The organism is ANME-2 cluster archaeon (assembly GCA_019429385.1).
Lineage (GTDB): Archaea > Halobacteriota > Methanosarcinia > Methanosarcinales > Methanocomedenaceae > Methanocomedens_B.
Genome location: JAHYIS010000002.1, coordinates 1 through 25,131 on the forward strand (window position 1 = coordinate 1; position 25,131 = coordinate 25,131).

29 protein-coding genes are annotated in these 25,131 nt (G+C 44.4%); 13 read left to right on the forward strand and 16 right to left on the reverse strand.

Translation table 11 applies throughout. The annotated features are described in order from the left end of the window. From K0A89_00910 to K0A89_00935, 6 genes are all read right to left on the reverse strand, one after another. Positions 1–232 (reverse strand): AAA family ATPase (locus K0A89_00910; GenBank protein ID MBW6517050.1); only part of this gene is annotated, 232 nt, incomplete at its 3' end. Between the two features lie 267 nt (positions 233–499). Then, positions 500–1,432 carry a hypothetical protein gene (locus tag K0A89_00915; GenBank protein ID MBW6517051.1) on the reverse strand — a complete coding sequence of 311 codons (933 nt, stop codon included), beginning with the start codon at positions 1,430–1,432 and terminating at the stop codon, positions 500–502. Further along, the gene (locus K0A89_00920; protein MBW6517052.1) at positions 1,429–1,953 is read right to left on the reverse strand and encodes a hypothetical protein; all 525 of its coding nucleotides are present in this window, start codon (positions 1,951–1,953) and stop codon (positions 1,429–1,431) included. Before K0A89_00920 ends, K0A89_00915 begins: the two co-directional genes overlap by 4 nt. 149 nt (positions 1,954–2,102) lie before the next feature. Further along, positions 2,103–2,633: a hypothetical protein gene (locus K0A89_00925; protein MBW6517053.1), complete on the reverse strand. Its 531-nt coding sequence runs from the start codon at positions 2,631–2,633 to the stop codon at positions 2,103–2,105. Between the two features lie 41 nt (positions 2,634–2,674). Continuing rightward, on the reverse strand, positions 2,675–3,439 hold the full coding sequence (locus tag K0A89_00930) for an RAD55 family ATPase (GenBank protein MBW6517054.1): 765 nt from the start codon (positions 3,437–3,439) through the stop codon (positions 2,675–2,677). 72 nt (positions 3,440–3,511) lie between these two features. Then, the gene (locus K0A89_00935; protein ID MBW6517055.1) at positions 3,512–5,071 is read right to left on the reverse strand and encodes a site-2 protease family protein; all 1,560 of its coding nucleotides are present in this window, start codon (positions 5,069–5,071) and stop codon (positions 3,512–3,514) included. Positions 5,072–5,320: 249 nt separating this feature from the next. On the opposite strand from K0A89_00935, the gene K0A89_00940 reads away from it, so the two are divergent. Then, positions 5,321–5,650, forward strand: coding sequence for a divalent-cation tolerance protein CutA (locus tag K0A89_00940; protein ID MBW6517056.1), 330 nt, complete (start codon positions 5,321–5,323; stop codon positions 5,648–5,650). Further along, the gene (locus K0A89_00945; protein MBW6517057.1) at positions 5,647–5,706 is read left to right on the forward strand and encodes a photosystem II reaction center protein Ycf12; all 60 of its coding nucleotides are present in this window, start codon (positions 5,647–5,649) and stop codon (positions 5,704–5,706) included. The genes K0A89_00940 and K0A89_00945 overlap by 4 nt, the downstream gene beginning before the upstream one ends. Here K0A89_00945 and K0A89_00950 read toward each other — a convergent pair. The 3 genes from K0A89_00950 to K0A89_00960 are packed head-to-tail and all read right to left on the reverse strand — an operon-like array spanning position 5,690 to position 8,754. Further along, positions 5,690–6,670 (reverse strand): hypothetical protein, encoded by a 981-nt coding sequence (locus tag K0A89_00950; GenBank protein MBW6517058.1) that lies wholly within the window; start codon positions 6,668–6,670, stop codon positions 5,690–5,692. The genes K0A89_00945 and K0A89_00950 overlap by 17 nt on opposite strands. A gap of 6 nt (positions 6,671–6,676) precedes the next feature. Further along, positions 6,677–7,552 (reverse strand): AAA family ATPase, encoded by an 876-nt coding sequence (locus K0A89_00955; protein ID MBW6517059.1) that lies wholly within the window; start codon positions 7,550–7,552, stop codon positions 6,677–6,679. Between the two features lie 44 nt (positions 7,553–7,596). After that, on the reverse strand, positions 7,597–8,754 hold the full coding sequence (locus K0A89_00960; GenBank protein MBW6517060.1) for a hypothetical protein: 1,158 nt from the start codon (positions 8,752–8,754) through the stop codon (positions 7,597–7,599). A gap of 221 nt (positions 8,755–8,975) precedes the next feature. Between K0A89_00960 and K0A89_00965 the strand changes: the two genes are divergently transcribed. From K0A89_00965 to K0A89_00985, 5 genes are all read left to right on the forward strand, one after another. Continuing rightward, positions 8,976–10,631 (forward strand): TCP-1/cpn60 chaperonin family protein, encoded by a 1,656-nt coding sequence (locus K0A89_00965; protein MBW6517061.1) that lies wholly within the window; start codon positions 8,976–8,978, stop codon positions 10,629–10,631. 234 nt (positions 10,632–10,865) lie between these two features. Further along, complete coding sequence (locus tag K0A89_00970) at positions 10,866–11,402, forward strand: 2-oxoacid:acceptor oxidoreductase family protein (protein MBW6517062.1); 537 nt, start codon at positions 10,866–10,868, stop codon at positions 11,400–11,402. Then, positions 11,399–11,683, forward strand: coding sequence for a 4Fe-4S binding protein (locus K0A89_00975; GenBank protein ID MBW6517063.1), 285 nt, complete (start codon positions 11,399–11,401; stop codon positions 11,681–11,683). Before K0A89_00970 ends, K0A89_00975 begins: the two co-directional genes overlap by 4 nt. Beyond that, positions 11,680–12,867 carry a pyruvate ferredoxin oxidoreductase gene (gene porA, locus K0A89_00980; protein MBW6517064.1) on the forward strand — a complete coding sequence of 396 codons (1,188 nt, stop codon included), beginning with the start codon at positions 11,680–11,682 and terminating at the stop codon, positions 12,865–12,867. The genes K0A89_00975 and porA overlap by 4 nt, the downstream gene beginning before the upstream one ends. Next, positions 12,867–13,772 (forward strand): pyruvate ferredoxin oxidoreductase, encoded by a 906-nt coding sequence (locus tag K0A89_00985; GenBank protein ID MBW6517065.1) that lies wholly within the window; start codon positions 12,867–12,869, stop codon positions 13,770–13,772. Before porA ends, K0A89_00985 begins: the two co-directional genes overlap by 1 nt. Positions 13,773–13,793: 21 nt before the next feature. Here K0A89_00985 and K0A89_00990 read toward each other — a convergent pair whose 3' ends face one another. From K0A89_00990 to K0A89_01000, 3 genes are all read right to left on the reverse strand, one after another. Then, positions 13,794–14,540: an ArsR family transcriptional regulator gene (locus tag K0A89_00990; GenBank protein ID MBW6517066.1), complete on the reverse strand. Its 747-nt coding sequence runs from the start codon at positions 14,538–14,540 to the stop codon at positions 13,794–13,796. A 79-nt stretch (positions 14,541–14,619) separates the two neighbouring features. Next, complete coding sequence (locus tag K0A89_00995; GenBank protein ID MBW6517067.1) at positions 14,620–16,593, reverse strand: DUF460 domain-containing protein; 1,974 nt, start codon at positions 16,591–16,593, stop codon at positions 14,620–14,622. A gap of 174 nt (positions 16,594–16,767) precedes the next feature. Then, positions 16,768–16,992, reverse strand: coding sequence for a hypothetical protein (locus K0A89_01000; protein MBW6517068.1), 225 nt, complete (start codon positions 16,990–16,992; stop codon positions 16,768–16,770). A 797-nt stretch (positions 16,993–17,789) separates the two neighbouring features. Here K0A89_01000 and K0A89_01005 point away from each other — a divergent pair. The 3 genes from K0A89_01005 to K0A89_01015 all read left to right on the forward strand — a co-directional run bounded on the left by K0A89_01005 (position 17,790) and on the right by K0A89_01015 (position 20,622). Beyond that, entirely contained in the window at positions 17,790–18,545 is a 756-nt protein-coding gene (locus K0A89_01005) for an ABC transporter ATP-binding protein (GenBank protein MBW6517069.1), read from the forward strand. A 10-nt stretch (positions 18,546–18,555) separates the two neighbouring features. After that, positions 18,556–20,004: a hypothetical protein gene (locus K0A89_01010; GenBank protein ID MBW6517070.1), complete on the forward strand. Its 1,449-nt coding sequence runs from the start codon at positions 18,556–18,558 to the stop codon at positions 20,002–20,004. A gap of 96 nt (positions 20,005–20,100) precedes the next feature. Further along, positions 20,101–20,622, forward strand: a complete 522-nt coding sequence (locus tag K0A89_01015) for a CDP-alcohol phosphatidyltransferase family protein (GenBank protein ID MBW6517071.1) — start codon at positions 20,101–20,103, stop codon at positions 20,620–20,622. Between the two features lie 42 nt (positions 20,623–20,664). Here K0A89_01015 and K0A89_01020 read toward each other — a convergent pair whose 3' ends face one another. The 4 genes from K0A89_01020 to yciH all read right to left on the reverse strand — a co-directional run bounded on the left by K0A89_01020 (position 20,665) and on the right by yciH (position 23,118). After that, positions 20,665–21,042, reverse strand: coding sequence for a transcriptional regulator (locus K0A89_01020; GenBank protein ID MBW6517072.1), 378 nt, complete (start codon positions 21,040–21,042; stop codon positions 20,665–20,667). An 80-nt stretch (positions 21,043–21,122) separates the two neighbouring features. Beyond that, entirely contained in the window at positions 21,123–21,497 is a 375-nt protein-coding gene (gene nifU / locus K0A89_01025) for a Fe-S cluster assembly scaffold protein NifU (GenBank protein MBW6517073.1), read from the reverse strand. A 42-nt stretch (positions 21,498–21,539) separates the two neighbouring features. Beyond that, positions 21,540–22,688, reverse strand: a complete 1,149-nt coding sequence (nifS, locus tag K0A89_01030; protein MBW6517074.1) for a cysteine desulfurase NifS — start codon at positions 22,686–22,688, stop codon at positions 21,540–21,542. 121 nt (positions 22,689–22,809) lie between these two features. Continuing rightward, positions 22,810–23,118 carry a stress response translation initiation inhibitor YciH gene (gene yciH, locus K0A89_01035; protein ID MBW6517075.1) on the reverse strand — a complete coding sequence of 103 codons (309 nt, stop codon included), beginning with the start codon at positions 23,116–23,118 and terminating at the stop codon, positions 22,810–22,812. A gap of 76 nt (positions 23,119–23,194) precedes the next feature. On the opposite strand from yciH, the gene K0A89_01040 reads away from it, so the two are divergent. The 3 genes from K0A89_01040 to K0A89_01050 all read left to right on the forward strand — a co-directional run bounded on the left by K0A89_01040 (position 23,195) and on the right by K0A89_01050 (position 25,119). Beyond that, the gene (locus tag K0A89_01040; protein ID MBW6517076.1) at positions 23,195–23,542 is read left to right on the forward strand and encodes a DUF192 domain-containing protein; all 348 of its coding nucleotides are present in this window, start codon (positions 23,195–23,197) and stop codon (positions 23,540–23,542) included. Between the two features lie 61 nt (positions 23,543–23,603). Further along, the gene (gene ala, locus K0A89_01045) at positions 23,604–24,590 is read left to right on the forward strand and encodes an alanine dehydrogenase (GenBank protein MBW6517077.1); all 987 of its coding nucleotides are present in this window, start codon (positions 23,604–23,606) and stop codon (positions 24,588–24,590) included. 151 nt (positions 24,591–24,741) lie between these two features. Next, entirely contained in the window at positions 24,742–25,119 is a 378-nt protein-coding gene (locus K0A89_01050; GenBank protein MBW6517078.1) for a tRNA CCA-pyrophosphorylase, read from the forward strand. Positions 25,120–25,131 lie beyond the last annotated feature (12 nt).

The window sequence follows — 25,131 nt, forward strand, 5'->3', positions numbered from 1 at the left end:
AATTAATAAACCTGATATCATCAAAATCGATGAATACTTTGGTACCTTCAACTTTTTGTGATATCAATTTCAAAAGAGAACTTTTTCCACACCTTCTTATTCCTGATATTACGATAATCTCATTGCCTTTTAAATAATATTCCAGACTCAGGTCTCTGTCAATAAGATCCTCCTTTTTATTGAACAGGACTTGCTGATCAATGATAATCTGACGAAGTTTATTTTTTTCCATTATAATGAATAAGTCGTATATTTACTTATATAGTTTTCGTTACCATTTAATAAGTACTTATAAAAACATATTAAATAAAAAAATATACTCTACCTCTATACATAATATCCCTGGATTGAAGTGTAGAAAAGGTAATAGATAATCCCCGCAAGAATTCACCAATAAAAGATAAGAAAATACCGATGATTAAAATAAATGGTATTTTCTATACTATTTCCTTGTATTTTCTATTACCCAACACCCAATTCTTATTGTCTTTATATCCATTTATTCAGGGGGTATGACCAGTTCATCATGTACTAATATCACCGGGTCGAACTGTGGTGGTTCGTACCATTTACCAGACTTGTTATACCAATAACCGTACTTCTTATATGTCCAGCCATTTGATTCGGTCCATTGGTCATACCTTTCATCATACCACGGGTCGTACAATGTGGCTGTGACATTCACCCTGAATGTATCACCAGACATTCCTTTTGCCACATTTTGAACGGGCAGGTAACTTTCATTAGAAGGTTTATTGTTTGACAGTTCGATGACTGCCATGGGCCTTTCCCTCCAGCTTGAAAGTGTTGCTATTCCCGATGATCTAAAATGGTAAATTTTAGTATCGTTTGACATGACATTTCCTGTTTCATCATCAATTATTGTTATTTGTACAGGAATATCGTAATCATTAAAGCCAAGTGCTTTATCATTGATGATGTAGCCATATATTTTGTAAATATCATAATCATCAGTAGTTTCTTTTCTGTACGAAAGTTGTACCGATAGCTCTGGTCGTTGTGGGACCGGAACAGTGACGTTAACCGAATCTGTATCAATAAGCTGACCATTCTGATATACACTCACCTTTACATTGTGCGTACCTGTCACCAGGTAACCGAGGAAAAAATGTTCAGTGTTATTACCAGGAAGGAGGGTAAGTTTGCCATACGGGTTTTGTGGATTGATATATTTAGCACTGGTCCCATTTTCACTAATAAAAGCATTCTCAATCTCAATGCTTACGTCAACCGGAGTCAGAACATTGTTTCGAAGGGTAACGGTCAACTCACCTGATTCTCTCAGTCCGAGAGAATGTGGTGCGTCTAATTTTACGATTTTCACATCATCACCGATCGAGTAATAGTAAAGTAGGCCGATGGCAGCAATCAGTATTACAACGGCAACGGAAATTACATATTCTTTTCTCATTTCTTTTCACCTCTGATATCGTCTGCCAACGAGATTTGATTGGTGAGGCCATATTTGCTTTTGGTTACAATGCCGCGCCGCTCAAGGTTCATCAGGATTCGCGAGACCTTGGCCTTTGAAAAATCAAGAGAGTTTACAAGTTCGTTCTGGAGGATATCTCCACCATTTTCCATTATGATTGAAACAGCCTTTTTTTCATCTCCCTCAAGAGCACGCAGGATTACGTTAATCTGTTCAGGGTTCTGTGGTTTTGAATCTGGGTCAGGCGCTATTTTCTCGGGAGTATTAATCAGTACATGCCCAATCTGAGGAACTTTAAGGCAAAATAGTATCTGGGATACTGCCACTCCACCCATCAGTCCTATCGCAAGCAGTATATAAGCATCTTTTGTGGTGTAAGAATAGGGAATCTCAATGACCTTGAAGGTGTCACCTTCGATCTGTATCACCACAGGGGCGCTTACAAGCAGCATATTGATTGTAATTATACTCAATAGGATAAACACTGCAAATGACAGGATCAGTCTTGTACGGCACTTCATCAATCGTATTATCTCATCTGGCATACTAAAAGATTATTGATTGAAACAAATGTTATAATTAAAGTATGACGACAGGCAAAAAGGTATCATATTTTTGAAACCACATCCTATCAGTGCAGGAATATCAATCAAGCCAGAATGAATCCAATTCTATAATATTCGCCATACACTTTGACATTATATGAAGCCTTTTCACCTAGAAATCCACGGATTTCATTCCATTTATCAGGTTTCACCTTGATAACTCTCTGGCTTATTATTGCATCTTTCAGTTCCGGATATTCTTCCATTTCTTCTTCAGTTAGAACAACGAATTCATCGGGTGCGGTCTGCAATTTATGGGCATCGATATATTTTGCATTATAGTGGGAATATGCACCCCACATGAAAAAACCACTAAAGACTAACATTAGTGTGATAAAAGAAATTGAAAATGCCTTAAGTGCAAAAGTAAGGGACCATTCCTTAGAAATGAACAGTCCGGTCACAAATAAAATTGCATAAATCAATACAATCAACAGCATTTCTCCAGTGCCATGTATTCCGACAGCAGAAAAATTATTTATAAATCCTTGAGAGAATTCACCTATCAAAAAAGCCAGGATACCTATTCCAAAGAAAATGAAGTATTTTTTTGGCATATTGTGTGAATTTTTCATATTTTTTTCCCCACATATATTCCCGGTTAAGAATATCAATCTCAAAGTACCCGTGTGGTGGTCTCAAGTTCAAGTCCTTTGGATGTGATTTCGAAACTGATGAACCGGTTCGGCACAATAAGTCCCCGCATTTTCCTTATGACCAGCCCCCGCTCTATCTGGGAACCTCGCTCTTTTACATAGAACTCGATTACACCATCTGCCATGTATTTCAGCGTATTTATTGTAATTTCATCATGCAAACCTTGCCCCACCAGCACGAGATGAATACCGCCGGTAAGTTTACCGATAGATGACATAAGTTCAATAACCTCAATAACTGAATTAATGTCATAGGTCCTGAGGAAATATGATATGGAATCAAGGATACCCCTGTACTTTGGACCGTGGTTCTGGGTAATGGTGTTCTTTAACTGGCTGATGGGATCGGTCCTCTGCTTCAGGAACTCTTTGGGAGACATTTTACTTTGCAATTCTGCAGGGAGAATACTGATAAACCTCGGGGTATAGACATCGATGAATTCAGCATTTCCTCTTTTTTCATATTTTTCAATATCCCATTCGAATTGTTTCATATCCCCCCTTATCTCGGAAATAGAGTGGTCAGAGGAAAAATAAAAGGCATTCTCATCCTTTAAAAGCCCCCCGTACATGAACTGTTTTGTGAATATCTCAGCACCGGCTCCGGATTCGGCAATAAGAAGAAGTGTAGTACCGGGTGGGATACCACCTCCCATTTGCAGGTCCAAGCCTAACACTCCGGTTGTCATCAGTGATTTTTCAGGGTTTTCGAATGCAAAATTCATTTTTAAAGACCTTATTATATTTTTATAAATATTACGCCATAATGCTATAATAACTTTATTCGTTGTGTATATCTAAAATCCGTGAGCAATGTATGGAGCAATTATCATGAATATCAGCGAGGCCAGCATAAGAATTGCAAAGGCAGTGGCAATCTTCCCTGCTAATTCACCCATCTGTTCCCCTTTTCCGAACAAACGTGCAAGTATTGCATGTACGGTATCTTTGAAAACGTGTCCACCATCCAGGGGTAACATGGGCAGGCAGTTGAATAATCCCACATAGAAGTTCAGCCAGCCTATCCAGAGCAGGGAATTGGCCAGCCAGAATATACCGACACCCAGGGGTGCAGCCACTCCGATTGGTTCATAGAACATGGAGAGTGTTCCACTGAATCCCTGGAAACTACCAATAAATGGATTGGGGAATGGAAGTACCAGGATTATTACCCAACCTGCCACACCTCCCATCAATCCGGGTATCATCTGCAGGAAATGAAGGAGTTCCCTTGCAGGATATTCTCCCACAGACAAGCCTGTAGACCTTGAAATGACTACTGTTGAAAACTCGCTGATACCAATAAAGCCCTTATCTCCACCGGATGGGTCGCCTGTCAGGTTAATGGTATAATTTACGTTTCCCTTTTCATCGAGGATACCAAGGGTGATCTCCTGTCCCTGTGTGGTATTTGCCATGTAATTAAAAAAGTCCTGTGTATTATTTATTGAGATGTTATCGATACTGGTTATCAACATACCTCCCCTGAGCCCTGCATTTTCCGCAGGCATTCCAGGGACGATATTCTCGAACCTTGCCCCGCTGATGATGCCGTTCAATTCAGGATCTGGTGTCAATACCACATCCTGCAAATGTCCGTCTTTTTTTATTTTCAGGCTCACAGGCTCATTTGAAGGAAGATGATCAATAAAATGATAGAACGCAGATGCATTTTCAATCTGATTACCATTCACATGGGTTATAAGGGTAAAATCGGTCAATCCCAATTCAGCAGCCGGTGACCCAGGCACCACATCCGTTATCATAACATTCGTCACAACACCGATGTTCCCTATTACAATAAAGAAAAGCATAAAAGCTATAAGAGCGGTCACGAAATTGGCCATTACCCCGGCTGAGAGTATCCGTACCCTCTGTCTTCGACCACTTGGCTGTATACCTTGTTTCTCATCCGTTTTTTCATCTTCTCTTTTGTCACCGGATGTGCCAAAAAGCTGTTCCTCGTCGGGTTCAGCGAATCCGCCTATGGGAATCAGGACCATTATGATTCCCATCGATTTGACCTTTACATCTTCCACCTTGCACAAAATAGCATGAGAAAATTCGTGCACTACCAGGGTAACAATAAGTCCGATTAGACCCCATACCAGAGGTATGAACTCGTTGATACCGGGTAACAGGAAAATGTTCCTGAGTTGATGTAGTTCACCGGGAGGGGGCATTGTTTCCTGTTCCAGTGACGTGAACATTGCAATATCGGAAAATATTATCAGGGCGAACATCAGGAACATACCCAAAAGCATGAGGGGAATTCCCACATCAGCAAATACTCGCCAGAAACCCTTTACACTTGCAATACGGTCCAGAAATAACTGCCCTTTCGTAGTGCGGATCATCAACAAAGGACCGTGATTGGTGATATTGTACCGCTCAAGTATACCATATTTCTTCAATATAAGTACGGTCTGCCAGTATACGGCAAATATCAGCAAGATTTTCCAGTATGACTCAATGAAAGTTATGATAAAATTCGGTTCGCTCAATGATATGGGTCTCCAGTATACTGGTTTTTTTATACTTTAATAATACTATTACGTATCACAAGATTTTTAAACTTATTCATCCACTGTAATTGACAGATTATCATGTTCTCGATAGTATATGTTACCACGGGTAGCATGGAAGAAGCACGAACGATTGCAAAGACACTTGTCGAGATGAAACTTGCCGCGTGTGTCAATCTCTTGCCTATAGTGTCAATATACAGGTGGGACGGTATCCAGGAAGAAAATGAGGTAGCAATGGTCATTAAGACTACCTATGAGCAGATCGGGAACATTGAAAAGACCGTAAAGGAGATGCACAGTTATACCGTACCCTGCATAATCTCATTTAGCATCGATGGGGGTTCAACCGAATACCTGGACTGGATTGATGATAATGTAATGCCTGCGGGTCTTTTTATGAAAGAATGATAGTTACAGCAGGGCCATATGTTATCGTTATTCTTTCCTTCATTGTTCAAACATAGGCATGCTTCTTTTTGGCCCTATCATCATATCCCTGAAATTATTCCTGAGGCCTGTAGGAAGAGATGATTCACTGTCTATCTCAGATACTGCCACACCAAGTTGTCGAATCTTGTTGGCTAAACTCCTGGGACTGAAACCACCTACATGTTCGTCTATCAATTTATTGTTCGTAAAAAAAGGAATATAAGTGGCCTTGACACCTTGCCTTAACATCCTGTTCAGGTAGTAGAGTACGTTTACCTGTACTTCTATATCGTCTAATACAATGTTGGTTCCTGTAAAGGGCAGCCCACCACCCAGAATGAACAATATCCTATCCCCTGGGCGTGCTTCCCACTCCAGTTGCAGCAATTTCGCCAGTCCAAGGTCAAGCCTGGAGAGACCGCCCCCCTTCATTTTAAGGATATCCCTGGGCGTCAGCTGCCAATGGTTAAAGGGCCCCTGGACGTCATCATTAAAAGTTATGATTTCTATCTCATCCACATCCCTTCCCAGGCTTTCCAGTATTGAAACAGCAGCTATCTTGGCAAGTATATGCGGGGCCTTTTCAGGTTTCACCACAACACCCATTTTATTGCTTTGCCAATCAGAGGTCATCTGGAACGAATTGTCAATAAGGATAGCCAGGTTTGTACGCTTCTTATCTTTAACATGCGCTCTGGTCATAATGGAATCAAGTCGCCGCCCGTGTGTACATATTTCTTGAATGGTACGGTCCATACTAATACTGCCTTTACCTTCGTATGTCAGGTAAGCTGTCCGCCCGATCGATGGTGGAATATAAAAATTCATCCTCAGAAAACTGTTGCCTATCGAACCGCATTCCCGTATCAGGGCATTGTAGGTAAGGTCATGGGGGTGGTCCATGAAAGACACGCAGCGCGATGCCAGGTCACCCTTCATAAGTGGCTTATAGTCATCTTCGTGCTTAATATTTTTATCTTTACGCTTCCCTTTGAACATGTTCAATCACAGTTTATTTCCGATGCCCAATGCGATTTCCTGAACCAGCTTAATGGAATACTGGTCAGTTTCGTCGGCTATGATAATTCCCTGGTGAAGTGCAGCATCGGTGAATGTGTGTTTAACGTCAGACCCCTGTTTAATTGATAGATCACAATACCTGGACATCTTTATTACACCATCAGTGGAAAGTCCCTGCGGAAGGCTGCGATCTTTTTTCCATGCTTCCCTGGTCTGCTCTGCAAATTCCAGTATTGCTTCGAGTATCACTTCAGGAAGTAATGGGGTGATTTTCTTTATGACGTTCTTTTCTGTGGCACGACTGGCATATCCTACATAGATAGGCATGAAACGTCTCTTGAGGGCAGCACTGAGTTTGAATGTACCTTCATCCCCGAAATTTGCCGTTGCAACAATGATCCAGTCATTGGATTTTTTCAGGACCTTTTCCTGGAATTCCAGAGGCAGGGAACCGGTTGACAGCAACATGAACAGACCGGAGTATGCTGAACTGGGTGCCCTGGTGAACTCATCGATCAGGAGATTGCGCCCTGACTTTAATGCTCTGGTCACGGCTCCTTCTTTGTAGGTAAATTTTTCAGCAAGTTCGGCATTTCCTGACATTGCCAGTGGATGGAATCCTCCTATCATGTGATATTCGGTCATTCCTTCAGATGCTTCGACCTTGAGAAAACTATCTTCCCCGCCTCCCATCATCGTAAGTATGTGTTCGCCTATCGTGGTTTTACCATTTCCCGGAGGGCCATAGAACATGATAGGATATCCCAGTTCGATATACCTGAGTGCTCTCAGGATGGATTCATCCTGTCCTTTAACATTACAACCTTCAAGAATCCGTAGATAATCTTCCGTAGTTAACATATACTCATCTCTTGACCATGCATGTATTAGAAAAGAAATGTACTTCACTTAAAAGCAAATTCCGATTCCCGTTCTATCTGTTTTAATAATTCAGCCGCATTTGCTTTGGAGCCGATATCGTATTTGGAATTCAGGAAATCCACCTGTTCTCTCAGCGTACCGATTTTCTGGGCAGCCATGATTCTGTTGATCTTACCTTTGCCGAATTCTTTTTTGAACTCTTTCATTTCTTTGATTATATCCTCGAATGGATCATATTCTTTTTTGACGGCCGGTATAGCTTCCTTCTTCTTTTGAGTGATGTAGACGAAGGTGCCGTCATGTGCAACTTCTCTTCTCACACTGAAGGCATGGAGTGCAAATTCATAGACCGGGAATATGCCCATAATCAGTATCACATTCGGCAGAACAAAGAAATACCCTGTAGTTAAGGCGAAATACATAAATTGTGGTTTATATTCATTAATAAACAGTGGGAGTGAGAATGTTTCCAGGTTGGTACTACTTCCAGTCATTACAAAATACATCAGCAATCCTGCTAAAATGTAAATGAATGAAATCAAGATAGAACTTTTCAACACTTTTATAAAGCGTTTTTCGATGGAAAAAGACAGATCATTGATAATGGGACTCAGCAGCCGTACCCATGCTGTTGGTATGAAGGCCCAGAGTACGACCAGTATTAAGAACATATCAGGTCTTGAGTCAAAGAAATCCAACCCGAGAAGGACTACGGGAAAGAACATGGCTGCCAGTCCCATAGAACCGAATATTATGCCGTTCTTTCTTCCATCTACAAGAGCCACTAACACAGTAATGGTGTTTGCAATTGCAAACAATGTTATGGGTACGAAATCGGTGTTGAATATCTTGAAATATTGGGTGTTTTCAGGTTGCAGCAACTTAAGGTGTAAGTATGAACCAGTATATGTAGCACCTATGATCCAAAAAACGGTGAAACCTATTATGAGGTAGATAATACTCTTTATGGTATTATCTTTAACAATCCGCACATTGGAAACACTAAGACCTGATGCGATCAATAATGCTAAAAAGAGAATTGACTTAAATGATGCTACCGGGTTTGATGCAATAACTATGTAAGGCACCAGAAGACCTAAAAACGCAACAATCCCGACAACAGTGGATGGAATTGAGCCATGGATAATCTGTTTTTCACGAACTGGATCTACGTTATTCAAAATAATTCCTCATTAAATGTTGATATAATTTGATAAATAAGAATTACATTCTGCAACCATTTTGATATTATTAAATGGTAATTCTGTTATATATCTTTTATTGCGTTACATTAAATAAATTTCGATGGCCCGTTCAGGTTGTAGTTGAATTCGAACAAAAGATATTTATAGAACCACAAACACTCAATAGCACCGAAATTTAACAGGAGGCTATCAATTTTATGGCAGGACAATTAGGTGGACAGCCAATATTCATATTGCGAGAAGGAACCGAACGCTCAAGGGGAAGAGAAGCCCAGAGTAACAATATCATGGCAGCTAAAGCAGTAGCTAATGCCGTGAGAACTACGCTGGGACCGAAAGGAATGGACAAGATGCTTGTAGATGGCCTTGGAGATGTAGTGATCACCAATGACGGTGTTACCATCCTCAGGGAAATGGATATCGAGCATCCGGCAGCCAAAATGGTTGTTGAAGTGGCCAAAACCCAGGATGACGAGGTGGGCGACGGTACCACAACTGCAGCAGTTCTTGCAGGAGAATTACTGAAGGTATCAGAAGAATTGCTGGAACAGGATGTGCATCCTACTATTATTGCCAGCGGTTACCGGATGGCTGCTGATAAGACAATAGAGATACTCAAAACAATCGTGATAAATGTAGATGAGAACGACGATGAAATGTTGCTGAAGATCTCTAACACTGCAATTACCGGTAAAGGTGCCGAAAGCACAAAGAACAAGCTTTCAAAACTGATCGTGAGAGCAGTACGATCTGTTGTTGAAGTAGAGGGCGGCAAGAAAGTGGTGGACATCGACAATATCAAGATGGAGAAAAAGGTCGGTGCCAGCGTTGAAGAATCTGAACTCATCGAGGGTATGGTCATTGACAAAGAACGTGTCCATCCCAACATGCCAAAACAGGTAAAGAACGCTAAGATTGCATTAATAAGTGAACCTGTGGAGTTCAAGAAGACTGAAGTTGATGCCGAGATCAGTATCACTTCCCCTGACCAGCTGCAGCAGTTCCTGGACCAGGAAGAGAAGATGCTCAAGGAAATGGTTGACAAGATAATCAATAGCGGTGCTAATGTTGTCGTGTGCCAGAAAGGCATTGACGATATGGCTCAGCATTATCTGGCAAAAGCCGGTATCCTGGCAATCAGGCGTGTCAAGAAAAGCGATATGGAAAAATTATCCCGCGCATCCGGTGCCAGTGTAGTCACCAATGTGGATGAGATCTCCGATTCAGACCTGGGACATGCTGCCTTAGCTGAAGAGAAAAAGATCGGCGGAGACAACATGATCTATATTACAGGCTGCAAGAACCCAAAAGCGGTAAGCATTATTATCCGCGGTGGTACTGAGCATGTGGTTGACAGTATTGAGCGTGCAATGGAAGATGCACTGCGCGTAGTCGGTGTTACCATCGAGGACGGAAAAGTGGTGGCTGGCGGCGGTAGTCCTGAAATAGAACTTTCATTGAGGCTCAGGGAATATGCTTCTACATTGAAGGGAAGGGAACAGCTTGCAGTGAGCAAGTTCGCTGACGCGCTTGAAGTGATCCCAAGGACCCTTGCCGAGAATGCTGGACTGGACCCCATTGATATGCTGGTAGAATTAAGGTCGCAGCATGAGAAAGGCAATAAGAACGCTGGTCTTGATGTCTATACAGGTAATGTGATCGATATGCTGGCCAACGGTGTTGTAGAGCCTTTGAGGGTCAAGACCCAGGCTATTAACAGTGCTACCGAGGCAGCAGTTATGATCCTGAGAATTGATGACGTCATTGCATCCAAAGGCGGCAGTCCAGGTGATATGCCCCCTGAGATGATGGGCGGCGGCGGAATGCCACCCGGCATGGGCGGAATGATGTAAGAATAAATATAATATGGAACGTACCCTGCGGGGTGCGTTCAATTTCTTTTTTACACCATTTCTGTCCCTTTGTTTTACACCCTGTTCTGTAATCCTTTTCATTATTCTTGTCCGGTAACTGATATTATTATCAGTATTCAGTAACCCAGTTCACTATTCAAGCATAATACCGGTTTTTGCATTATTATTCATTATCGGTAATTTTATAATGTAACAATTACCTTAGTTTTACCGATGTATAAAATTCGCATACACGGCCGGGGAGGCCAGGGAGCAAAAAAGGCTGCCAAAATGGTGGGAATGGCTGCTTTTAATAGGGGAAAGCAGGTCCAGGATTTTGCTCTGTACGGTGCAGAACGACGAGGAGCACCGGTAATGAGTTTTGTCAGGATAGATGATACTCCTATACTGGAGCGAGGAAATATTGATGACCCGGATGTAGTGCTGGTACTTGACAGGACACTGGTGGACCTGATCAATGTGGCGGACGGGTTGACAGAGAACGGGATGCTGATTGTGAACTCGGGACATGAAATCGCAATTGACACACTTGCGACGGTAAAGCACGTGGATGCCACAAGCATTGCCCTTGAAACCATAGGAAAACCGATATTCAATACCACCATGCTTGGTGCACTTGCAAAGTTGACCGGGATCATTTCAATTGATGCCCTGAACTGGGCCATTGAAGAAGAGCTTGCCCATTATCCGAAAGAGTTGGTCCAGGCAAATAAGGATGCGGTCCGAAAATGCTACGAGGTGGCACAATGAGGGAAGAAGAGTTGGCTTATAAAGGAATTGAAGGTATCCCCATTATTAAAGAACCGGGCAGTGCATCAAAGATCAACAGGGGCTCGTGGAGATTGGTCCGGCCTGTGCATCACCGGGAGAAATGCACTAAATGCAAGATATGTTACACGTACTGCCCTGACGCTGCTATTAACTGGACCTCTGATGGACCCGAGATCAACCTGACATCGTGCAAGGGGTGCATGATCTGTGTGGAAGAATGCCCGACGCATGCCATGGCCGAAGAGAAGGAGGCAACATGAAACAAACACTTGTTACCGGTAACGAAGCTGCAGCATGGGGTGCAAGGCTGGTCCAGCCCAATTATATCCCTACATTCCCTATTACGCCCCAGACCGAGTGTATCGAAACCCTGGCCCAGTGGATATCGGACGGGGAGATGTCTGGTACATATTTTGACAGGATGGAATCCGAGCATTCGGTCATGAGCGCTGCGGTGGGTGCGGCTGCAGTGGGTGCGCGGGTATTCACCGCGACCTCGTCCCAGGGGCTGCTGTTAATGCACGAAGTATTGTACATTGCCTCCGGGATGCGCCTGCCCATAGTGATGGCAACCATTTCCCGGGGATTGTCCTCTCCTGTGACCCTGTGGTCGGACCATAACGATTTCCTGGACCAGAGAGATAGCGGATGGCTCATGCTTCATGCCGAGAACAACCAGGAAGTGCTGGATATGGTACTTCAGGCGTACCGCATTGCTGAAGACCCGCGGGTACTTCTGCCAATAATGGTAAATATGGATGGGTATGTGCTTTCATTCACCGACGAACCTATCACCATCCCTACTGCCGGAATGGTGAAGGAATTTTTGCCAGAATATACTCCAAAACATACCATTGCAAAGGACAGGCCAATTACTGTGGGTCCACCGGTGCTTGATGAATATACCCTTTTCCGGGCACAAAACCATGTAGCAGCCCGCAATGCCCTTGAAGTAATGGAAGAGGTCATGGTCGATTTTGACCGGATATTTGGCAGGAGGTACCACCTGGTGGACGAGTTCATGCTCGAGGATGCCGAACTGGTACTTGTGACCCAGGGTTCAATGAGCACCACGGCAAAGGCTGCCATCATGGAAATGCGGGAAGAAGAAGACATTAAAGTAGGACTGCTCAGGCTCAGGGTTATCAGGCCATGGCCTGCCAGTGCCATTGCTGCGGCATTGAAAAATGCAAAAGCTGTGGCAGTGATAGACCGTAACGTAGCGCCAGGAAAAGGCGGTATCATGTTACCCGAAATAGTTGAAACGCTGTACCATCTGGACAGGAGGCCCCTGGTATCCAGTTTTATTGTGGGGCTGGGGGGCAATTCCCAGACAGAACATAAGGTCAAGGAGATCACCCGAAAACTCATAGTTGACCTTGAAACCGGGCGGCCCAGAGTGGAATGGAACGATATGAACAATAACGATAATGAGGGATTGTAATGCAGGAGTTCAAAAGTCTCAAGGACCTGCCTGAACAGGATTATTTCACAGGCGGCTCATCAACGTGTGCAGGATGCGGCCCCTCCATGGGGCTGAAACTGGCACTCAAGGTACTCGGACCTGATACGATCATTGTTAATGCCTCCGGTTGCATGACGCTGCTGCCCCTGTATCCCAATACACCACTGAAGGTTAGCTGGATACACAATGCGATTGAGAATGCGTCATCAACCGCTGCCGGTGTCAGGCACGGCCTGGATATGCTGGGAAACGGGGATATGAACGTGGTGGTCTATGCCGGGGATGGTGCCACCTATGACATTGGTCTTGCATCACTGTCAGCAGCGGCGGCAAAGAACGAGCGCATCATTTATATCTGCTACAACAACCAGTCATTTGGCAACACGGGTTTCCAGTGGTCAACGGCAACACCCTATGGCAGCGAGACCAAGACCACGCCGAGGGGCAAGGATAATCCCACCGGTACTACTGTTGTTAACAAGGACATGGTAAAGATCATGGGTGCCCACAGGGTGTATGCAGCTACTGCTTCCCTGGCCTATCCTGTCGATTTCCTGAATAAATTGAACCGGGCTAAAGAGAGGGATGGATTTTCCTATATTGAACTATTGGGATCATGTACTGCCGGGTGGAATTATGACCCCAGAATGACGGTCAGGATATCCAAACTTGCTGTTCAATGCGGCATGTGGCCGCTCTATGAGATAGAGAACGGGATGCTGACGCTGAACAAAGATTTCAATGAACTCAAACCGATAGATGAATTCTTAAAACTACAGGGACGCTACCGTGCACTGCCGCAGGATGATGTGGCCAAGCTTCAGTCACTCATCAATGAGCACTGGGCAGAATTGAAAGAATATAATGGGAAAAGGTACGTCTGATACGATTTATGAAATTGTTTTTCAGTCAATGATCTCTACAATAAATTTGCAGTGGTCATAACCGGTTCCGAAACATTCTATCTCTTTTACCCTGGTGGTCATGTTTATGCAGGCAACAAAAATACCTTCCAGCAACCCTTCATCCAGTGCACAGAGGGTTCGACCTACATCAGGCATGTCAGAGCAGTCATAGCATTCATGCACGGTAATAGTCAACGAGTCATGTCCTGAGACTCCAACAATGCCAAGACCATGTAATTTCCAGAAAATAGCCACTTCTGACAACAAGTCGTCCAGGGAGTTACTGACGAACAGTATTGATAGTTGTTTCCCGATATCATATCCTATCATTTTCATGACTGGTCCTGGATTCACGCCGTATGATTCCAGTCCGTACCTGATGGTATGACACAGGGCTTTAAAAAATTCCAGTTCGTCATCAACAGATTTTATCAACCTGTCCAGGATCAGGTCATAGGTTTTTTGAATGGGTGTCTGGGAATAAGCGATGAACTGGGAGTTCAGGGAAAATGTCTTTTTCCTTTTATCGTTGTCATCCTTGTGTTCCTGGATAAGGTTCTGTTCGATCAGGTCTTTCAGGTGCACAGAAATCGTGGATTTTGCCTTCAGGCAATCAGATACAATTTCTTCAAATGAACGAGACTGGTTGCCAATAAATTGAAGTATCTTGAGTTTGACCGGACTGTCCACTGCCACCATCCCATCTTCAGTGGAAAAAATAATCGTTCGATTGTAATTTGAATTCATTTTCAATATATTTTGAAATAACTACTATATATGCTGTTCGCTGGAACACGAATTAAATGTATGACAATATAGTAAATAATTATTCGATACCACGCCGCCTTTCACTTTTATATTCTTCTACCAGGTTAGTAAGCAATTGTTCCTTTTCCTTTCGCTTTCTGGCCCGGGATTCCTCAATGAATCTCTCGAAAGCAGGATTGAAATCATCAGGGTCCACGACACCCAGTTCATCCAGGTAATTGACAGGTACCGACCGTACATTAAAAAATGGCAGGTCTTTTTCCAGAAACGCTTCCTGTGCGTTGTGTGCCATGTCACCCCTGAATATTACCGCCCTGACACCGGCCTGTGATAACATATCAACTGTTGCAGGCCCCCCACCGCTGGCATCCTTGAAGAACAGTACATCCCCTGTATTGATGCCGTACTGTTCTTTTACTTTAGCTATTGCTTCCTTTGTGAATGCATTTGCAACTTTGACCGGAATAGCACGACCGCTTATCTCCAGGTTCCTCAGTCGTTTTAATTCTTCCACCAATTCGGTGAGTTCTTCAATTTGCCGGTCCTTGCTGCATAGTTCATGTTCAAGATAGTGTATCTTTTCATCACGGATGCGCATCTCTTTTGACTTGCGCAGCGTAGCATAGGTATCTGACCTGAACTTTTTTATCTTTTTATCAAGAACTGATATCCTGTGTCTTTTCCTGGACATTTCGGATTTTAGTTCATCCAGATATGTCCTGAGACTTTTTATGGTTTCATGCTGGCGTTTTATGGTAATCTTAAGGTCTGCGGTTACCTTATCAGGTCCTTCGATGGCGGTATCTTCCACCTCTGGCTTCAGTACCGTATCCCTGCCAGATAATCCGGCAAGAGCACTATCGATGGTGTCGCCTTTCATGACCCGGACAATAACATCATCAGCATCGATGCCTGGTGGGGTCTTTTTACGTATCTCTTCAAATCTATTCTTGTGCCGCCTGAATACATGGACTGATGCCGCAATAGCGTCACGTTCATGGTCATTGCTGTAACCGTATGGTCTTGCCAGATTGATCTTGTATTCAGAAGAAAGGGACTCGTCAGGTTCTCCGGGTATGGCATTGAATGAACGCCGTATCTTTTCCACAGTACCCGGTATGGGCCTGACATCTGTAGCGATGATCATGGGTTTGCCATAACTGGCAATCATTTCAACGATATCAGAAACTGACATGCCCCTGCCACTGTGTGATTTGACCAGGTTGCCTTCAAGGTCGAGCATGCCGAGTCCTGTGGTTGTGCCCGGGTCGATACCCACGATGAGGACTTTTCGTTTCTTTTCCTTGAGAGCGCGAAATAGTATGGCATCCCGTTCCACTTCCTGCACCCTGACCTGCACATCCCCCAATTTTGTCTGCTTTACAGGAATACGGCTGCTGGGTGCGTCCACCAGGAATTCACCCCTTACATATCCTCCGAAACCCTCAACGAACCTGGATGAATAATTCAGGCCTTGCTCCCTGTTCAGGGTGCGCAGGGTATCTTCTATTTCGCGGGTCTTCTGGCGCACGTGACCATGCACTTTTCTGCGGTACCGGTTCTGGCTCCACCCGCCCCGTCCCAGTGAACGGCTCCGGCTCACTTTGATAAAAGTCTTATCTTCAAACAACAGCACTTCAGCACCCACATCCATTAATGCCAGTACGGCACATGCTTTGGCTTCCTGGTTGGGGTCCAGCCTGTCAAAGGATATGTTGTGGTCGCGGGCAAGGCTGATAAGGGATACAGGGTGTTCACCCCCTGTTACCTGTACTAACCTGGTCCCAGGTGGGAGTTTTCTCATTAAGGCTATGAGGTCTCGCCTGCCTGGTGTGAGCTCGTGGATGTTATCCACTGCCAGGATATGCGGCCGTTGCTGCCAGGCCATTCTTATTATCTTATGCAGGCTTACCATCCGGTGATGTTCAATACCAGAACCGGCAAGTATCGCCACTGCATACCTGGGATGCAGCTTAGCTCCTGGCGAGCCTTTTGCGATATCTATCCCGAATATGACTTTGTCTGCAGGCATTTGCTTAATTAGTATATTATACACGTGGTACAATAAAAGATTTGAATGGGAGTGTTTTTTCTCTGATATGCAGGGCTGGTACAATAACGATAATTTAAAAAAAATGGTACATTTACTAAATACATTACTGGCTTGTTAGTCAGACTAGAGTATTCAGTAGGCAGTATTAAATTCTTACTTACTATTGCAGCATGCTCCAGATGATTGGGAACAATCATACGTGTTATCGGCAGCAGGATTGCAAACACCATTTACTAAATTCGGACAGGTTATATCATTTACTCCTGTTGTTGTCTGAGATGAAGTTGTTGCTGCCTGGCTGCTGTTGGCTGCAGAAACTCCTATCGAAACTGCCAATAATGCAATAATAAGTACTAAGAGAATGGTTTTTGTTCTCATTTGTTATGCTCCTTAGATATTTAATTACTAACTATTCACAAGATGTAAAGTTATAAAAGGGTTTTGATTATCGGTTAATTTCATCCCAATCATCACTAATGATGCCGAAAATAAAAAAGAGAGTGTGTGGTTTCCCACACACCGATTCTGTTTAGGTTGGAAACAGATTCTTCGGTTCGGTGAATTTGGGTCTTTTCCCGAACAGTTGCTACTTGAATGTTCACTTGCAAAATTCAAGATAATACCAGTAATATTCCCTCAGAAAAATAGTAACTATAACAGACTTTTCGATCTGCTTAGCTATCATCATCAGGTATTTGATACCAGGAAAGACATTGAGATGGAAAAAAGAATAATCGAAAAACTGATTTCAAAATTAAAATCGCTCATTAAAAATTGGATAGAACGCAAACCAATAAGATCAATGATTGAAGAAGTATTCAAATTGGCTTAGAATTCGTACTCTATGCCAAGTTGCATCAATATGCGATGAGATATGTCAAAAAGTACTACTCTTTGACTGTACTTTTAATAGGGATAACCATTTCAGCTGGTATTCCGGGTAAAAAGACGTTACAATGCCTCGCAGGACTATAGTTAGGTGAAGACTTTCACAGATTTCGATAACATATCAGGATTAGGAACAGCCTCGCAGAACTATAGTTAGGTGAAGACCCTAAATAAATTATGTTCATTGCAATTCGAAATAATTACCAAAAAATGTACACGTGCCCTGAAAAGATTTAAGGATACTTATTGTCATAATCATATTACAACTGAAATACTCAGGTGGTAATTTGATACCTATCGAGGTGCATAACCTCACAAAACGATTTGGAGAACTGACAGCCGTTGATAACCTTGACCTTGAGGTAAAAGCAGGTGAATTCTTCGGTTTCATTGGCCCCAATGGCGCCGGCAAGACCACAACCCTTCAGATGCTAAGCGGACAACTACCCCCCTCGTCGGGTACTGCGCAGGTATTGGGTATAGATACCAATACCGACCCCATTGCCGTCAAAGCGGCCATCGGTATCGTACCAGAGCTCGAATACCCGCCCAGCTTCCTGTCAGTTGAAGAGTACCTGCATTTTGTGGCCGCGGTCAGGGGATTGCCTGATGATGGTAGGGTTGATACATGGATAAAGTTCTTCGGCCTGGAAGAGAGGCGTACTACTCTATGCATGAGTTTGTCCAAGGGCATGAAGAAAAAGACCACCATCTCGGCGGCTTTGCTCCATGAACCAAGAATGTTATTCATGGACGAACCATTCCTGGACCTTGATCCCCTTATCCAGAGGAAATTGAAGGACTGGCTGATTGATTTCGTCAAAGGAGGCGGCACGGTATTCCTCAGCACCCACATACTGGAGCTGGCAGAAAAACTCTGCACCAGGGTTGGTATCATAGACAAGGGAAAACTGGTGGCCGTAGGCAGTCTGAATGAACTGCAAAGCAAACCCAGCGGTGACAACATTGAAAAAGGTGACCCTGGTGACAGCGGTAACATTGAGGACCTGGAACAGATATTCGTACGCCTGGTATCGGGATAGAGGTAAAACAATGCTTGATGCGAAGATTCTCACTTTGATGTTCAGGGAAGAGTTCAGGCTCCAGGCATCCTTCTTTAACCGCTCATATTTCCTGACATCATCCGTGGTATTGATACTGTTCACATTTATCATGGGCCTCAGCCTGCCCATGCTGCGCAGGGCCGTGGAAATGAATGATATGTTACTGGCGGTCCATTGGATTATGCTGTTCTACGGACTGGGCGTGGGCGGATTCGCACTCTTCGGAGACCGTATCCTTGAGCGCCGTTTCGGCAGCATAAGCTTGCTGCTTGGGAGCGGCTATACCCTTCCAATACGCCATCGCAGGTTGTTCTTTTTGTTCTATATCAAGGATGTCCTGTACTATATCCTTCTCACGATACTGCCCATGATAGTGGGTCTGGCACTGGCGTCGGTCTTTGTATCCATTTCATTGACGTCCCTGCTATTCATATTCATCTCTCTCACAATATCATTCCTGCTGGGCATCAGCACCAGTGTACTGCTGTTCACGATATCGGTCCGCTGGGGCACACTTCCAATCCTCATAATATCGGCAGCAGGAGGCACATATATGGTCACGGCCGGGTTCACTGCCAGTAGCATCTCCAGGGCTCTTCCCTCTCTGGTATTCTACCACACCCGTTCTCCAATCCTCATGATGGGAATACTGGCAACAGTAATACTGTTTGCAGCCATATCCTTCATATTAGTAAAGGAAGCGCCATCGCCCCACCAGCGCTCATCCCCCGAAATGTACCGCAAGACCGTCAGAATGGTCATTACACTGGTATCCGGTTACGCTCCCGTGCTCGCAAAAGATATCATCGACCTGCTCCGCAGTGGCATGATATTCCCTGTGGTGTTCACCTTCCTTATGCCACTGGTATTCCTGTATGCAGTCACCTGGTTCATTGAATCGGTCATACTGATCGACCTGGGCTTTTCCCTGCTCTTTTATGCAGGCATGGTAGGCTTTTTCTGTACCCTGCTGTACAGCTGGCTGTCCAACATCGATATATCAGAATGCTACAATTCCCTGCCATTGTCCATGCCCCACGTTATCCGTACCAAACTGATACTTTTCTTTACGTTAACGGTCATTGTGGCAGTCCCGTATCTTATCGTAGTCGGCTACCTGAAACACGAACTTGACCTCCTGGTTTTGGGACTTTTCATCATGCTCACAGTGTCAGTATATATTGGTTCAGTAGTGGCATACCTGACCGGCCTGTTCACGAACAGTTACCTGCTGGACGCCAGGATACTGGTACAATTCTCACTGGCAGTGGTGCCCATACTGGTAATACAAACACTTTTATCATTCTATTACCCAATTGATAGCACTGTCGCAGCTTTTTGCATTGCAGGACTGGGCATTTTGCTCCTGGCCGGCTCTATGAGGTTGCTGCACCAACTGGATAAACGATGGATAAATACGATGTTCAGGATAGCATAAGAGTAAACATGTCAGTATGGAGTGAAACAGGCATTGCTCAATAAGAGAAAAGACACACTGACCGGCTGGGTGAAACCCATTGCACGATTGTTCATTATGGTCAATCCCAATACCGTTACTATCCTTGCTTTACTATTCTGTGTGGCTGCCGGTTGGTATTTTGCCACAGGTAAGGTAATACTGGCAGGAATAATGCTCTTGGTGGGCGGGTTCTTTGATGTGCTGGACGGAGCCGTGGCAAGGGAGAACGGCAGGGTAACAAAATTCGGTGGCATGCTGGATTCTGTTTCTGACCGGTATGCTGACGCAGTGGTATTTTTGGGTATAATGTGGGGAGGACAATCGGCAATACCGCCCTATGTAGAGAATGAATGGATACTGGGAGCTGTTGCCCTTGTCGGGTCATTGCTGGTCAGTTATTCACGGGCAAGGGCGGAGGCAGCCGGTACCGGAGAATTGAAAGTCGGGGTGGCCGAGCGTGCAGAGAGGATGTTGTTGATTATTTTTGGCGCGTTTTCAGGGCTCCTGAACTGGACAGTCCTTATTGTAGCAATACTTTCCCACCTGACCGTAATTCATCGTATGGTTGCCAGCTGGAAGATACTAAAAGAGCAATAAAAATTGGCTCAAAACAAGCCATAAAAACGAGCGGTAATCCTATTAGTCTGTTCTTGCTTTCATGCAGTGTGTACAGTCTTCATGAACGAACTCTGGCGAGCCATGGTTTTCCCGGTAAAGCCATCCTGACGTCTGGATATTCTTACAGATATCACAGAACTCCTCTATCAGCCTGGCAGTATCATCACCTGTAGCAACAGCATCGGCAAATACCCTGATGTCTTTCTTGATATCATCAGAAAAATCTGTATCTGCACCTCGTTTAGCACTGGCATATTGGGATACGGCAGCCTTGGATACAGCCAACCGCCTGGCTATTTCCTGCTGGGGCATATCCAGTTCCTGCATCATGATACGTGCCAGTTCAGCTCTTATTGCAGGTAATACCTTCTGCACCATTATTTCACAGGGAGGTCTCATATTTTATAATCCTCTTGCTTTGGCTTTGGTTTGTCCTTCGGTTTTGCAATCGTATATGCAATTGTCTTTACTTTAATAATTCAGGTTGATCTACTTTTATTCAGGTAATCTTCAATAGCTGCGTGCAATCCATCGGCAGCCAGGTTGGAACAGTGCATTTTAACAGGAGGCAGCCCATCCAGGGATTCAGCCACATCTTCACGGCTTATTTCCAGAGCTTCTTCTATGGTCTTTCCTTTTGCCAGTTCAGTTATCATACTGCTGGTGGCTATTGCCGCACCGCAACCAAAGGTCTTGAACTTCACATCAGTAAGTTTCCCATCATTCACCTTGATGTATATGGTCATCATATCCCCGCATACAGGATTTCCCACTTCACCAATTCCGTCAGCATCTTCTATCTCACCAACGTTCCTTGGGTTTGAAAAGTGTTCCATTACTTTTTCGCTATACATTTATACCAACTTATTTTTAAAGATATATATAATCCATGTGATTCAGTTTTTTGGGGTAATAGGTGACATGGCCCTGAGTTTTTTCACGATCTCAACCAGGTTCTCAACTACATAATCCACTTCATCCATGGTGTTCTCGCGCCCCAGAGTAATCCTCAGGCTGCCATGTATCTGTTCGGGCGGGATGCCAAGTGCAGTAAGGACATGGGATGGTTCCAGTGATTTGGACGAACAAGCCGAACCCGTTGAAACGGCCACACCTTTCATGTTTAGCAGCATCAGCATGGATTCACCTTCTACATAACTGAACCTGAGATGCACGTTGTTTGGCAGACGCATCGTGGGATGTCCGTTGAGGTATGAATCCGGGATAGAGTCAAGGATCTTTGTAATAGCAGCATTCCTGAGGTTAGCCATGTGAGCCGAATCTTTTTCCAGCCTCCGGGCTGCCAGTTCTGCCGCCTTTGCAAGACCGACAATGCCGGGAATGTTCTCTGTACCGGAACGTTTACCCCGCTCGTGCCCCCCTCCATGTATCAGACTTTCCAACCGGGTACCCTTGCGTACATATAATGCGCCCACACCTTTTGGGCCATGTATCTTGTGTGCGGACAATGACAGCATATCCACCCCAAGGTCATCAACATTCACCGGTATCTTTCCCACGGACTGCACGGCATCAGTATGCACCAGCACACCCTTCTCATGCGCAAGCCTGGAAATATCTTCGATCGGCTGGATGCTGCCTATCTCGTTGTTGGCATGCATCACAGATATTATTATAGTATCGCTTTTAATGGCATCCTCGACATCACCTGGGTCGACAAGTCCCTGGTCGTCCACAGGCAGGTAGGTTACTGTAAATCCGTTCTCCTGCAGGTTCTTGCAGGTATTGAGTATTGCAGGATGTTCAATAACAGACGTAATAATATGCTTGCCTTTATTTTTGTTCAGGTAGGCTATGCCTTTCAGTGCCAGGTTATCGGATTCGGTACCTCCTGATGTGAAAATAACCTCGTCCGGTTGAGCCCCTATCAGGTCAGCTACGTGCTGCCTGGACCGGTTCAATGCCCCTGCGGCTTCCTGCCCGAATGAATGAAGGCTGGACGCATTTCCAAAATACTCGTTAAAATAAGGTAGCATGGCACTTACGACCTCAGGGTCAGGTCTGGTCGTAGCACTATTGTCCATGTATATATTAACCAATTACCATTCACCTCGCATAGTCAGTCATATATCTCAAGACCCATATAATTTGCCAAATAAGCAAATACACAGAGATAGAAAAACAGAGGCAGTAGTGTGAGATTATTCACACTTTTATCTGGTCTGGAGAAAATCCCTTTTTAACAAGAACGTCCTTCATCCGGTTTTTATGGTTGCCCTGCAATTCGATCGCATTATCTTTTACAGTGCCGCCACAGGCGAATTTGGATTTCAGGTGTGTGGTAAGTTCGTGCAGGTCGATTTCATGAGGATCAAGTCCGTCTATGACCGTTACTTCTTTACCATATCGTCTTCGATTTATTTTAACAGTAATTCTTTGTTGTTCTTTTGCGACCTCTTCACAGATGCAAAGCTCTTCGGGAAGTCCGCAAACGACACACATTTCTGAACTCATTTCTTGGTTGGTTCCTCCGATATCACGATTACTACTCGTACATTATTATATTTATCTCTACGTATTGTTACTACTGATGATATTAAAGGATAATGGTACAATCCTTGCCAGGGAGGTCAGGTATGCTAATAACATTTTCAGCCGTGCACTTGGCCTGATGTTCCATAAGGATATAACACCGGATTTTGCAATGGTATTCAAACTGCGAAAACCGATGACTGTTGGCGTACATATGTTATTTGTCTTTTTTGCCATCGACGTCATATTCCTCGATGAAGGAAAAAAGGTAATCGGTACCGGTACGTTGAAGCCATGGTTGGGCCATAAACAGGTGAAAGGTGTGAAATATCTGATTGAAATGCACCAGGGCGCAATAGAAGCACATGACATCACTATTGGGGATACCCTTGAATTTGATGAGTAAAAGGAAACTATAATAACTTTTATGGAAGTTCGTAGCATAATAAATTCTGAGGTTGCATTATATGAAAGTAAACATACTCTGGCTGACGAAAAGAGAAGTTGAAGAACTGGTGAACATTTATGATGTAATCCCGGCAGTTGAAGTCGCTTTCAGGGAGCATGGTCTGGACAGGGTGCAGATGCCCCCGAAAATGTACCTGGATTTTAAGGCACATAACGGTGACCTGCGTGCCATGCCGGGGTATCTTGAAGGACCTGACATAGCCGGGGTTAAACTGGTGAACGTGCATCCTGATAATCCTGCACGCGGACTGCCCACGGTCATGGCATTAATGGTACTGAACTCAACTGAAACAGGGGCTCCACTGGCAGTGATGGATGGCACTACGCTTACCGACCTGCGCACAGGAGCAGCAGGAGGTGTTGCAGCCAAATATCTTTCAAGAAAAGATTCCAAAATTGTGGGTATGATAGGACTGGGGCGGCAGGCCAGGACACAGCTTCAGGCCCTCACGGCAGTACGGGACATTGAGCTTGTACGGATATTTGATACATCCAGGAATTCGATGGAAGCTTTTAAAACCGATATGGAGTTAAAAACCGGGATAGATATAATAACATGTGCCGATACCTCACAAGCCTGCAACTGCGATATCCTGGTAACAACCACTCCTGTAACAAGTCCGCTAATCAAGGCTGAATGGATCAAAGCCGGAACTCATATCAATGCTATTGGTGCGGACGCAGCCGGTAAGGAAGAACTGGACCCTATGATCCTGAAAAAAGCAAAAGTGGTAGTGGATGCCGTGGCCCAGGCTTCTCATTCGGGAGAAGTGAATGTACCCATCTCCAAAGGCATCTTTTCTGTTGAAGAGATATATGCTGAACTGGGCCAGGTTGTCAGCGGTAAGAAACCAGGACGGGAAAGTGACGCCGAGATAACAGTTTTCGATTCTACCGGTCTTGCTATCCAGGATGTGGTAACTGCCGACCTGATCTATCGAAGAGCGATCGAGAGGAAAGCAGGGACCGAACTGGAGATGTTCTGACCCACATCCAAAACGGAACGACCGGAACAAAACACATCCTTTTTAAATAAGTAAGTAGATGACCAGATATAGGGATAGTGGCCTCCTTGTAGGGCCTGGATATCAGGGTAATCAAAGTTTAGGTAATAATACATTCAGACGAGGGAAGTAAATGGATTTGAAGGCAACTTTTATTTCAGGAAGAACAGTTGACCAGGGGTGTAACCTGGAAAATAAGACTTCAAAGGCATATTTTGATGCCGCAGGGTATTGTGAGATGAACTCCGCAGATGCGGGAAAGCTCGGTGTCAAACCAGGTAATAATGTCAAGGTCACCACTGATTTTGGCAGTGTGGTCGTACCGCTTAAGATATGTGAAGGTAATCCTGACGGACTTATTTTCATACCAATGGGACCCTGGGCCAATGCAGTGGTCGACCCGAATACTTGCGGGTGCGGTATGCCCGGATATAAAGGAATTCCTGCAGTTGTTAATCCATCGAGCGATACGGCACCGACCATGCAACAACTCATGGCCCGGTTGAAATGAGGGAGGATAAAA